Source organism: Streptococcus australis, from assembly GCF_040226615.1.
Lineage (GTDB): Bacteria > Bacillota > Bacilli > Lactobacillales > Streptococcaceae > Streptococcus > Streptococcus australis_E.
This window is the reverse complement of record NZ_JBCOAT010000006.1, coordinates 1-13303: the sequence shown is the minus strand read 5'-3', so window position 1 is coordinate 13303 and position 13303 is coordinate 1. Positions and strand designations below refer to the sequence as shown.

The window sequence follows — 13303 nt, the reverse complement described above, 5'->3', positions numbered from 1 at the left end:
CTATTAAAAGGGAGACAACTATGTACGATTATCTGATTGTTGGTGCTGGTTTATCGGGGGCAATTTTTGCTCATGAGGCGACCAAGCGTGGCAAAAAAGTAAAAGTAATTGACAAACGGGACCACATCGGTGGCAATATCTATTGTGAAGAAGTTGAAGGGATCAATGTTCACAAGTATGGAGCACACATTTTCCATACCTCAAACAAAAAGGTTTGGGATTATGTCAACCAATTTGCTGAATTTAACAACTATATCAATTCACCAGTGGCTAACTACAAGGGAAGCCTCTACAATCTTCCCTTCAATATGAATACCTTCTATGCTATGTGGGGGACCAAGACTCCTCAAGAAGTCAAGGACAAGATTGCAGAGCAAACGGCTGACATGAAAGATATTGAGCCCAAGAACTTGGAAGAACAAGCGATCAAGTTGATCGGTCCAGATATCTATGAAAAATTGATCAAGGGCTATACGGAGAAGCAATGGGGCCGTTCTGCAACAGACCTTCCACCATTTATCATCAAGCGCCTCCCAGTGCGTTTGACCTTTGATAACAACTACTTTAATGACCGTTACCAAGGGATTCCAATCGGTGGTTACAACGTCATCATTGAAAACATGCTAGGTGATGTAGAAGTAGAGCTTGGGGTTGATTTCTTTGCCAATCGTGAAGAGCTGGAGAGCTCAGCTGAAAAAGTGGTCTTTACAGGAATGATTGACCAGTACTTTGATTACAAACATGGGGAATTGGAATACCGCAGTCTTCGTTTTGAACACGAAATCTTGGATGAGGAAAACCATCAAGGAAATGCCGTGGTCAACTATACAGAGCGTGAAATCCCTTATACTCGGATCATTGAGCATAAGCACTTTGAGTATGGTACACAACCTAAGACAGTTATCACACGTGAATACCCAGCTGACTGGAAGCGTGGAGATGAACCATACTACCCAATCAATGATGAAAAGAACAACGCCATGTTTGCTAAGTACCAAGAAGAAGCAGAGAAAAATGATAAGGTCATCTTCTGTGGACGTTTGGCAGACTACAAATACTACGACATGCACGTGGTTATTGAGCGAGCTTTGGAAGTCGTAGCAAATGAATTTGATTGAAAGAAACAGTGATTCATGAAGTATTTTCTAAAAGAAGAGTTTTTAAAAGATTCTGGAGCTCGAAACGCCGGGAACAAGGCTAGAAATGATGTCGAGGAGATCGTCAAACGCGAAGGCTATCAGCTCTTGTTGTTAACAGTTGAGGATTGGTACCAAATGGGAACCGTTAAAGCCCAACAGCATAAGGCGAAAGCGCTGGCTCAAGCTTTTTCTCAGTTGAAATCAGGGGATCAATTATTGATTCAATTTCCCATGCTCCATCATAGTTTTTTCACCACTCGCTTGGTAAGAAAAATCCAGCGAAGAGGGGTACAAGTCTATTTTATTATCCATGATTTGGAAGCTTTACGCTATGCCAATCTGGATACAGTACCTTTAAAACATAAGATTCGAGTTCATCTTCAAGAATCGAGTCTATTGAAGGTAGCTGATGGAGTGATTGCTCATAATCCGATTATGAAATCAGTATTGGTGGAGAAGGGGATTCCAGAGCACAAACTAGTTAGTTTAGAAATTTTTGACTACCTCATTCCGAATTACCAAGAGAAAGGTGGTCTATCAAAGGATCAACCAATCATTGTAGCAGGGAATTTAGCCCAAGAAAAAGCTGGCTATCTTTATCAATTGCCTGCTAGGCCGGCCTACAATCTTTATGGTGTTGGCTTCGACGAGAGCAGAGCTCTTGCGAATGAGACTTACTTTGGGTCTTTCTTACCTGACGAGCTACCAGCAGCTCTTGTGGGTGGTTTTGGACTTGTCTGGGATGGGGATAGCGCTGAGACCTGTAGTGGCATCTTTGGTGAATACCTTCGCTATAACAACTCTCACAAGGCGTCTCTTTACTTGGCATTGGGCTTCCCACTTGTGGTTTGGAAACAGTCTGCTCTCTCGCATTTTGTCTTAGAGAATGGTTGTGGGATTGCAGTGGAATCGTTGTATGATCTCTCTCAAGCGCTTGAACAGTTAGACGATAAGGACTACCAAGACTTGCTTGTTAATACAAGAAGGATTGGCCAAAAGATTCGTGATGGAAGTTATTTAACAAACGCCTTGAATAAAATTGTAAAATAGAAGCCTGGAAAGGCTTCCTTTTTATATTCCGTAGAAAAAACGCCTAGAAACCTTTTCGAATGCATGTCTGTGTGCTACAATAGAAACAGTATAAAATATGATTAAAGGAATGAAAATGAGAAAAAAGGATTTCATTTATTTTGCCAGTGCAGCTGTACTGCTAGCTGCGTCTGTTCAAGTTGCCCATGCCGATGAAGTGGGAGTGAAAGAATCGGCAGTCACTGAAAGTGAAGCGGTAACGACACCAGCTAGCTCAGCACCAATTGTCGAGGAAAAGCAAGAAGTAGGGACTCATCAATATGTGGCACCAGCCCCAGTAACAGAGCTTCCAGTCACTAGCTCAGAAGTTACGAAGGCAGAAGAGCCACAGGTAGAAACAAAGCCTATTTCAACAGAACAATATGCCCTATCTTCTGAGTCAACAGCGAAACCAGTAACGGGCACCACTACTTTCTATAGTGCTGGTTCCAAGGCCCCATCTGGCCGTACAGTTAGTAGCCCTGTTTCGGCAGATTTGACCATCTCCAATCCGGATGTCGATGGGAACTTTACCATCACAGCCAAGAACCTCAAAGGCTTTGAGGGCTACAAGGAAGTGAAGATTCCTTTCTGGTCGCATGCCAATGGAATGAAGGATATCGTCTGGTATAGCCCAAGTCGTCAAACAGATGGTTCTTATACGGTTACAGCTAAAGCCAGTGATCATGAAAATGCCAGTGGGAAGTACGAAGCGCAAGTCTTCTATGTGGATGCTCAAGGTCAAAATAAGTTTGTCAAAAAGGCCTTTATTGATTACACAGCACCCAAACCATCTGCTGATCTGACCATTACGAAATCAGAAAAAGAGGGAACCTTCACGATTACCGCTAAGAACCTCCAAGGCTTCGATGGTTATAAGGAAGTGAAAATTCCCTTCTGGTCGCATGCCAATGGCATGAAAGATATTGTCTGGTACACTCCGACTCGCCAAGCAGACGGTTCATATACAGTGACCGCAAAGGCAAGTGATCACGAAAACGCTGATGGTAAGTATGAAGCGCAAGTCTTCTATGTGGATGCTCAAGGTCAAAACAAGTTTGTGAAAAAGGTCTTTGTTGATTACACAGCACCCAAACCATCTGCTGATTTGACCATCACAAAATCAGAAAAAGAGGGAACCTTCACGATTACCGCCAAGAATCTTCAAGGCTTCGATGGCTATAAAGAAGTGAAGATTCCATTCTGGTCCCATGCCAATGGCATGAAAGACATTGTCTGGTACACTCCGACTCGCCAAGCAGATGGTTCATACACCGTAACTGCGAAAGCTAGTGATCACGAAAATGCCGATGGCAAGTACGAAGCGCAAGTCTTTTATGTGGATGCTCAGGGTCAAAACAAGTTTGTCAAGAAAGCCTTTATTGATTTCAAAAATCAATCTCGTCCAACTGGAAATCTCCTAATCCAAAACAACAACAAGGATACGGGAACTTTTGACGTCATTATTAAAGATGTCTACAGCCCTAAAGGTCTGCGGACCGTTCAAGTCCCAACTTGGTCTGATAAGGATGGTCAAGATGATATCCGTTGGTACGAAGCGACTCGTCAATCAGATGGAACTTACAAGGTTTCTGTCAAGGCTGGCGATCACAAGAATTCTACTGGCAAGTACCATGTTCATCTTTATTACATCCAAAATGATGGCTCGCGTGTAGGGGCTGGAACAACAACCACAGAAGTGGAATTTAGAAATCTGACGACCAAGACCCAAACAGGGATCAAGAATGTTAATTCTGGTGCGGGAACCTATACGGTAACAGTGGACCAAGCACCTCAGGGACGTCGGATCAAGAATATCCGTGTTGCCGCTTGGTCTCAAGCTCATCAAGAAAATCTATACTGGTACTCTGCAACACCGTCAGGTATGCATACAGAAGTGCAAGTCTCTGCAACGAATCACCAGTACCAGAAAGGAAACTATACCACTCACGTCTATGTGGACTATGTGGATGGTGGCGTTGAAGGCTTTAACCTGGGTCAAACAGCTCTTTCACCTCGTGAGACAGTTGATCAAACAGCATACAATCCTCATGTTTCTAATGGTCAACGAGATCGTATTTTACGAGCTGCAGCAAGTCTTGTCGGTGTTCGTAGCGGAAGTGCAGCCCATCATCAATTGGTCAAGGATTACAATAGCGTTAATCCATTGCCAGTCGGTTATGCAGTCAAGAATACAGATGATTGGTGCGATGTGTTTGTAACAACAGTTTTCCAACGCGAAGGTCTTAGTCATTTGATTGGTCGGGAGTGTGGCGTAGAGCGCCATATCCAAATTTTTAAACGTCTCGGTATTTGGAATGAAAATGGATCCTCTACACCGAAGTCAGGGGATATCATTACCTTTAACTGGGACCAAGACTATCAGCAAAATGATGGATTTGCGGATCATATTGGGATTGTAGAACGCGTCGAAAATGGACTGATTCATACAATCGAAGGAAATTCCGGTGTTGTTGGAACTGTAAAACGCAATGTATACCGTATCGGACACGGCAATATTCGCGGATTTGCGACACCACGTTATAAATAACAAATTTTAATTTGCAGAAACTCCTGAAAAGATCGATAGTAGCTCTTTTCAAGAGTTTTTCTTTTTAAAGCTATTAACACTTCACTTATTCTGAAAACTTACCAATCTTCTAATGGGATTTATTTTTTAAGAAGAGAGGAGATATCCTCTAGATTACTTTCGTATTGCTATTCTATATGGTACAATAGGGGAGTATAAAATATGATTAAAGGAATGAAAATGAGAAAAAAGGATTTCATTTATTTTACTAGTGCAGCTGTATTGTTAGCTGCGTCTGTTCAAGTTGCCCATGCTGATGAAGTGGGAGTGAAAGAATCGGCAGTCACTGAAAGTGAAGCGGTAACGACACCAGCTAGCTCAGCACCAATTGTCGAGGAAAAGCAAGAAGTAGGGACTCATCAATATGCGGCACCAGCCCCAGTAACAGAGCTTCCAGTCACTAGCTCAGAAGTTCCGAAAGTGGAAGAGCCACAGGTAGAAACAAAGCCTATTTCAGCAGGACAATCTGCGCCATCTTCTGAGTCAACTGCGAAACCAGTAACGGGGACCACTACTTTCTATAGTGCTGGTTCCAAGGCCCCGTCTGGCCGTACAGCTAGTAGCCCTGTTTCGGCAGATTTGACCATCTCCAATCCGGATGTCGATGGGAACTTTACCATCACAGCCAAGAACCTCAAAGGCTTTGAGGGCTACAAGGAAGTGAAGATTCCTTTCTGGTCGCATGCCAATGGAATGAAGGATATCGTCTGGTATAGCCCAAGTCGTCAAACAGATGGTTCTTATACAGTTACAGCTAAAGCCAGTGATCATGAAAATGCCATTGGGAAGTACGAAGCCCAAGTCTTCTATGTAGACCAGCAAGGTCGCAATACCTTTGTGAAGAAGGCCTTTGTCGATCGTGCAAAGCCAAGCGCTGACTTATCGATCTCTAATCCAGATGCCAATGGAAACTTTACCATCACAGCCAAGAATCTCAAAGGTTTCGAAGGCTACAAGGAAGTGAAGATTCCTTTCTGGTCGCATGCCAATGGGATGAAGGATATTGTTTGGTACAGTCCGACACGCCAATCCGATGGTTCTTATACGGTTACAGCTAAAGTCAGTGATCATGAAAACGCCAATGGGAAGTACGAAGCCCAAGTCTTTTATGTAGACCAGCAAGGTCGCAATACCTTTGTGAAGAAGGCCATTGTCGATCGTGCAAAACCAAGTGCAGATATCATAATCTCAAAAAATGAGGTAGAAGGTACCTTTACCATCACAGCTAAGAACCTCAAGGGCTTTGAGGGTTACAAGGAAGTGAAGATTCCTTTCTGGTCGCATGCCAATGGGATGAAGGACATTGTTTGGTATAGCCCAAGCCGTCAAGCGGATGGCTCTTATACGGTTACAGCCAAGGCCAGTGATCATGAAAATGCGAATGGTCAGTATGAAGCTCAGCTCTTTTATGTAGACCATAAAGGTCAGAATACCTTTGTGAAGAAAACCTTCGTCCAGTACGAAGGGAAAACAACTCCGACTGGTAGGATCACAATCCAAAACAATAACAAGGATAATGGCACTTTCGATGTCATTATCAGCAATGTATATAGTCCAAAAGGTGTTCGTGCTGTTCAAGTTCCGACCTGGTCTGATGTGAATGGGCAAGATGATTTAGCTTGGTATGAAGCTACTCGTCAATCAGATGGGACTTACAAGGTCAGTGTGAAGGCTTCTAATCACAATAACTCAACAGGTACCTACCATGTTCATTTGTACTATATCCAAGGGGATAATAGTCGTGTTGGTGTTGGTACGACAACAGTGCAGGTAGAAAACCGCAACGCAAAGACAAAAACACAAGCACTTATAAGAAATGTCGATACTGAAAAAGGAACATATACTGTAACAGTTTACCAGGCTCCTCAAGGCCGACAAATTAAGCAAATTCGAGTTGCGGTTTGGTCACAGCCTCATCAGGAAAACCTTCGTTGGTATTCAACGAAACCAAGTGGTGTAGAAACCAATGTCGACATTCTTGCCTTTAATCATGGGAATGTAGCGGGGGACTATACTACACATGTTTATGTAGATTATACAGATGACAGTGTGGAAGGTCTTAATCTTGGAAAAACAAAACTATCCCCTCGTAATCCAAAAGTTGGTTCTCAAACTGCTTATTATTCTCAACGGGACCCTCGTTGGGGAGCCAAATGGTATGGTGTGAGCAATATGGACCAATCGGGCTGTGTTCCAACTTCTTTAGCGATGGCATTTACGGATATTCTTGGAAAAGAAGTGTTGCCAACGACAGTAGCGGATTATCTGTATTACAACACCAATTCCTTTAATAAAATTGCTGTGGCTGGAACTGATGCAGATGGACTTGTGGCTGCAACTAAACATTGGGGCTTAACGAGCCAAATGCTTACGGGGAAAGATGCGATTGCAGCTACCTTAGTATCAGGGAAACACGTCCTTGCGGCAGTTGAGGAAAGCATCTTTATCAATGCTCCTTATACGCATGAAATTGTCTTGCAGGGATATGATAATGGGAAAACCTATGTAAGAGATCCATTCAATCCTGCCAACAACGGCTGGCATTCTATTGATTATATCTTCTCAGTAAAAAGTACTGATCCAATCGACGCTAAATTAGGTTCACCATTTTTCAGCATTTTTGCCTAAGGACTTTTCTAGAATAGAAAGACAACCAGCTCTGCAAGAGGGCTGGTTTTTTGCATCCCTTTGATGATAGGAGGAGTAGTCGTTAGGCAAGGAGTTTTTGTCCAAAAAACTTAAAAACACCCTAGAGATATCTATGCAACTATTTAAAGGTAACTGAGAAGGGTATAAAAAAGCTATGAAAACAAGGGCTGGAGCCATATAATAGATCTTTGCAATCATATCTTGGGAGGACTTAACCTAAATTGGCTAGTTGATGCAGAAATCAAGAAAACTTAAAAAAACAAAAACATTAGACGGTTCATTTGTTCATTTAGCGACATTTTTTATATAATCGTTGGCTAAATTGGCTCATATATGATAAAAATGGAGTGAGGAACTTTTGCGGTTCAAAATGATAAAAAGGAGATGAAAGAATGAAAAAGAGACCGTCCTTATGGAAAACCTTTTTGAAAAAAGGGTTTGCCCTCTTCACCATTTTGATGATGCTGGGTCAATTGGGTCAAGGTGCTGTAACAGCCTTGGCGCAAGAGCTAGCAGTCGGAGATAATGGTGCCTTAGATGTTAGCCTCTTGTATGGAGATAAGCAAGAACATCCAGGTGGCATGGCCTATAACACATCTGATACCATGTCTGGCTACATTCAGATTACCCCTAAGAATTTGACAACAGATCTGGATGACGTGGTTGTAAATCTAGTGCTTCCAGGGAAATACCTGGATGAGGTTAATGTTCCCGAGTTCAATAGTAGCTCGCAACATGACGCACCAACAGTGACAAAGGTGGGAGATGACTACCATGTCAGTTTACATTTTACTAACTACCAAAAATCGGAAGTCTTGACCCTACCATTCATCGCCAAGTTTAAGTTAGGATTCCCTCCTACCAACTACTCGATGGATATTACAGGGACGCTCAATATTAACGGTGCTGAGACTGCTATCAATAGTATCACTTGGAAACCTCAATACAAGGACTATACCTTGACCAAGTTTGTCAATCAGAACTATGATGCGACCATGTCCAGAGACTATGCGGAAGCCTCTCCAGGGATTGTAACTGGAGCAGATGGCAAAAAGTACATCGAAAAAGCTACTTCGGTTCCGTTTGCCTTCTTGTTAGATGGGATGCGTGGACAGTACAATGGTAGCTATCGTCAGTTGGAATCTGCAACAATCACAGATAAGCTGCCAACCTATACGGACAAAGATGGAAAAACTCGCACAGCGGTTCTAGATACAGAAAAATCAGAAGGCTGGGTCGATAATGGGGATGGTACGGTTTCAAAAACTTTTGTAGCTGATGAAAATAAAAATGTTCAAAGTTACCACTCAGATTTGATGCAAAAAATCCAAGACAAGAGTTTCTTGTACTTGAAATTCCCTGATTTGGTCATGGAAAAAGACCAAACCTTAGAAGATGTCTTAGTGAAAGATTTGACCAATACTGCGTCTGTCGTGGGGATTCCTGCGGAACGTGGTGAGGGAGAGCCGGATGTAACGGCTGAAGATTCTCTCATCTTCCGACTCACTTCGCGTGACTTGGAAGGTAAAGGAGCTTTTGCTAAACAAGCAGAAGGAAATGTCTACGATTCGACAGACTACAAGGCAGCCAACTACAAGTGGCTCTTGAAATTCCAAAATATCACACCATTTGCTCAGAAAAACATTGTCTTTTATGATGAGCAAGTAGACTCTCGCTTGAAGTTTACCAAAATTGAATATGGTCGTATGTTGATTGGAATCTATGGAAATGGCCCTTTGATCAATCAATACGTGAAGCGCATCATCCTTACAATGGAAGATGGTTCGACCAAAGAAATTCAACCAGAGGCAGACAAGGATGGATTTGGAAGCATTGATTTGACCAAATATGGTACTGTTGTCGGCTGGAGACTGGAGATGAAAGACGACTTCGAGCTTCCATCGGGTCAAGGAATTAATATTTCTACCTATACAGCCTTCAAGGATCCAGAAAAGACTCATATTGATCAGAATGATGAGGCCAAGAATGCCTATGAAAATACTGGACGGATTACTTACAAAACCCAGTCAGGGGCAGACAGAGACCAATCTGCTAAATGGCAGTTCAAGCTTCTTCCATTGACAGAAAATGTTAATCTGACCAAGAATACAGATTACAACAATGTCCAATTCACAGATGGAAAAACCATCCGTTTTTCCCTATCTGCCGATAATGTTCGCTTAGATCCAGGTAAGGATTACAAAGATTTGCGGGTCATTGACCTCTTTGATCCAAATACCTTGGACATTGACTTCAATTACCTAGATCGATATTTTGATAAGAATAACACTAGTTTTTATGCCCCTTGGTACAAATCCTATGAGGTCATTGAAAACTACCACAACTCTGGTCGCTCTGCCTTGATTATTCACTTGGATCAAAAGGAATTTATCAAACGCTCCCTAGAAACGGGTGGTCAAGTTCGTTTGCCATTTATCTATACTAAACTAAAAGGGAAGGCTGATGGCGGAACCTTTACCAACCATATCTATATGGCAGGAGAGGGTCTCTGGGATCTAGAAACTGCTAACCCGAATAAGGTTGCAGTAGATAGCTATGATTTAAATAACAATGGTTCTACAACGGATAAAATCCCACATGCAGAATCAAACTATACTATTGTTGCAGCTGAAGGTGTATATTCTCGTAAGTTTATTGCCAAGAATGACGACTTATCTGATGCATCAACAGTGACTCGTACCTTTAAACCAGGGGAAACCTTTAATTATAAATTAACAATCAAAAATAATACAGATACTCCTGTCGAAAATACGGTTATCTATGACGTCCTCCCTAAAGTTGGGGATGTCAATACACTTGATGCTTCAGCCCGTAAGACAGAATACACTGTAAGTCTTCGCGGTCCTATCACTGCGCCAGAAGGATGGACAGCATACTACACAACAGATGCCACAGTCACAGCTAAGACCATGGCTCAAGCTGTCGATAAAGATATTTGGTCAACAGATGTCACAGACTTTAGTAAAGTAACAGGAATTAAAGTCGTAGCGAATGAAGGGACCACTATCGGTGCACGGAGCCAAGTAGATGTTGCGGTGCCAGTGGTCAACCCAAGCGAATTGACAGACCAAGTCAAGCAGTTGATGCTAGAACGGACCGAAGATAACAAGGACAATGGTGGCCGTTCAGGTGTCGTCCAAGCCCATAACCAATTCGGATATAGAGCTAAAGGACATGAAGGAAACCGTGAGTCCAATACCGTAACGTCTCAAATCTTTGCGGCGAGCTTCCATGTGAAGAAAGTAGATAAAGACGATACAAGCAAAGGCCTAGCAGGTGCGGAGTTCACCTTGTCAGATGCGACTGGTGCAGTCCTTGCGACTCAAGTTTCCGATAAGGATGGCGACCTTTCCTTCACCACCCTAACAGAAGGAACTTACATACTTAAAGAGACGAAAGCTCCAAACAACTACAAGTTGGATGAGACTGAACATGCAGTCGTGGTGACCTACGATGCAGATCAACAGCTCTACCATGTCACGATTGATGGCGAAGCTGTTGGTTCAAAAGCTTCACCAAAAGTCATCGCAAATGAGAAAGATATCCATTATATCGATCTGGAAGCTTCAAAAGTCTGGGATGACCAAGACAACATCGAAGGTCTTCGTCCAGAAAAGATTGAATTTCAATTGTACAAGAATGGAACAGCAGAAGGCAAACCAGTAGCACTTTCAGCAGGAAGTGACTGGAAAGTAACCTTTAATAATCTTCCAGATAAAGATAAAGATGGCAAGGTGATTATCTATACTGTAAAAGAAGTCAACGTACCGACTCACTATACAGCTGATAGTCAAGAAGCTCAGTTCGTCGATGGAAAAGCAACCATTACCAACAAGCGTACTCCTGAAACTACAGAAGTAAGCGTGAAAAAAGTTTGGGACGATGCTCAAAACCAAGACGGTCTCCGTCCATCAACCATCACAGTGCATCTCCTAGCGAACGGAGAGGAAGTACAGGTTGCGACTCTTTCTGGTGAGGGAGATGCATGGAGCCACAGCTTCACCGACTTGCCAGTCTACAAGAATGGTCAAAAACTAGTCTATACGGTAACAGAAGATACAGTTGCGAACTACTCAACAGCTATCGACGGTTCAACCATTACCAACACTTACAAGCCAGGTAAGACAAGTGTAACAGTGACCAAGAAATGGACAGATGCAGAAAACCAAGATGGCCTTCGTCCGAAGAGCATCAAGGTTCAGCTCTATGCTAATGACCAAAAATCAGGTAAAGAAGTAGAACTTTCTGCAGACAACGACTGGACTTACACCTTCTCTGACTTGGATGAGAAAAAAGCTGGTCAAACGGTTCAGTATACTGTGAAAGAAACAGAGGTGCCAGAAGGCTATACTCAAACTGTAGAAGCTACGAACCCGGGTCAAGTAGTGATTAGCAATACGCACACTCCTTCTAAGACGAAAGTTCAAGTAACCAAGAAATGGGAAGATGCTAATAACCAAGATGGTCTTCGCCCAGCGACGATTACGGTCAAACTTTATAAAGATGGAGTCGCTACAGATCAGACCCTTGAATTGTCAGAAGCGAATCAATGGCAAGGAACGTTTGAAAACCTTGATGAGAAAGCAACCGGCAAGGCTATTCACTACACTGTGAAAGAAGAGAATGTCCCAGAAGGCTACACCCTTTCGATTGATGACAAGGATCCAGCTCATCCTGTCTTGACCAATAAGCATGAGCCAGCTGTCACTCAGGTCAAGGTCACCAAGAAATGGGATGACGCTAATAACCAAGATGGCCTACGTCCAAAAGAAATTCGCGTCCAATTGTATGCGGGTGATGAAAAGCTAGGCAAGGAAGTTGTCTTGTCTGCAGACAATAAATGGACTCATACCTTTGAGAAACTTGCTGAAAAAGCAAACGGACAAGAGATTCACTATTCTGTGAAAGAAGTGGACGTTCCGGAAGGTTACACCGTAACAGAAGAGAGCAAGGAGAAGGGTGATGTCGTCTTGACCAACACGCACACTCCAAGTACGGTGGATATTCCAGTCACTAAGATCTGGGTGGACAATGACAACCAAGATGGTCTTCGTCCGGCTAAAATCACTGTGAAGCTTCTGGCCAATGGTGGAGAAGTGGCTCGCAAAGATATTACAAGCGAGACCGATTGGAAAGAAACCTTTACTGGCCTTCCTAAGTTTAAGGATGGCAAGGAAATCGTCTACACCCTTCAAGAAGAAAAGGTTGAAAATTATTCACCAAGCATTGACCAAGAAAGCTATACTATTACCAATACGCACACTCCAGGAAAGACCACCCTCTCTGTAACTAAACAGTGGGATGACCAAGAGGACAAAGATGGACTTCGTCCGAAGAGTGTGAAAGTGCAACTCTATGCGGATGGTAAGAAATCTGGTAAAGTCATTGAGTTGTCAGCTGAGAACAAGTGGACTCATACCTTTGCGGATCTGGACAAGAATGTCAAGGGCAAAGCTATCACCTACACGGTGGAAGAAGTCGATGTTCCAAAAGGTTACCAAGTGACGAAAACCGATGACGGTCAAGGTAATGTTGTTCTGACCAATAAACATGAACCAACAGAGCCAGTTACACCAGAACCTAAAAAACCAGGTAAGAAGGTTGGTATCTTGCCAAGCACTGGTACCACCATCTCCTTGATTAGCTTAGTATTAGCCTTTGTAGTAGCAAGCGGTGCAGCTTATCTCCTTAAAAAGAAGAAAAAATAAGCGCAAGGCTTGATCTAACTAATCGAGAGTATTAAAGAGGCCCTTAGGGGCCTCTCAGATTGAAGACAAAGTCCTTAGACCATAAGTTTCTAAGGGCTTTTATTTGTGTAAAGTCGTATAATAGAGGT

At 42.8% G+C, this 13303-nt stretch carries 5 protein-coding genes; all 5 read left to right on the top strand.

Annotated elements, in window-relative coordinates; genetic code table 11:
- The first annotated feature begins 20 nt into the window (after nt 1-20).
- Nucleotides 21-1118 carry a UDP-galactopyranose mutase gene (gene glf / locus ABT997_RS06340; RefSeq protein WP_350018983.1) on the top strand — a complete coding sequence of 366 codons (1098 nt, stop codon included), beginning with the start codon at nt 21-23 and terminating at the stop codon, nt 1116-1118.
- A 15-nt stretch (nt 1119-1133) separates the two neighbouring features.
- Nucleotides 1134-2189, top strand: a complete 1056-nt coding sequence (locus ABT997_RS06335; protein WP_350018982.1) for a glycosyltransferase — start codon at nt 1134-1136, stop codon at nt 2187-2189.
- A 115-nt stretch (nt 2190-2304) separates the two neighbouring features.
- Complete coding sequence (locus tag ABT997_RS06330; RefSeq protein WP_350018981.1) at nt 2305-4758, top strand: GBS Bsp-like repeat-containing protein; 2454 nt, start codon at nt 2305-2307, stop codon at nt 4756-4758.
- 219 nt (nt 4759-4977) lie between these two features.
- Nucleotides 4978-7425, top strand: a complete 2448-nt coding sequence (locus ABT997_RS06325; RefSeq protein ID WP_350018980.1) for a GBS Bsp-like repeat-containing protein — start codon at nt 4978-4980, stop codon at nt 7423-7425.
- 413 nt (nt 7426-7838) lie between these two features.
- Complete coding sequence (locus tag ABT997_RS06320) at nt 7839-13175, top strand: Cna B-type domain-containing protein (protein ID WP_350018979.1); 5337 nt, start codon at nt 7839-7841, stop codon at nt 13173-13175.
- The last annotated feature ends 128 nt before the right edge of the window (nt 13176-13303 follow it).

Coding starts and splice junctions, on each gene's coding strand:
- glf (WP_350018983.1), top strand. CDS start 21: ATGTACGATTATCTGATTGTTGGTGCTGGTTTATCGGGGGCAATTTTT.
- ABT997_RS06335 (WP_350018982.1), top strand. CDS start 1,134: ATGAAGTATTTTCTAAAAGAAGAGTTTTTAAAAGATTCTGGAGCTCGA.
- ABT997_RS06330 (WP_350018981.1), top strand. CDS start 2,305: ATGAGAAAAAAGGATTTCATTTATTTTGCCAGTGCAGCTGTACTGCTA.
- ABT997_RS06325 (WP_350018980.1), top strand. CDS start 4,978: ATGAGAAAAAAGGATTTCATTTATTTTACTAGTGCAGCTGTATTGTTA.
- ABT997_RS06320 (WP_350018979.1), top strand. CDS start 7,839: ATGAAAAAGAGACCGTCCTTATGGAAAACCTTTTTGAAAAAAGGGTTT.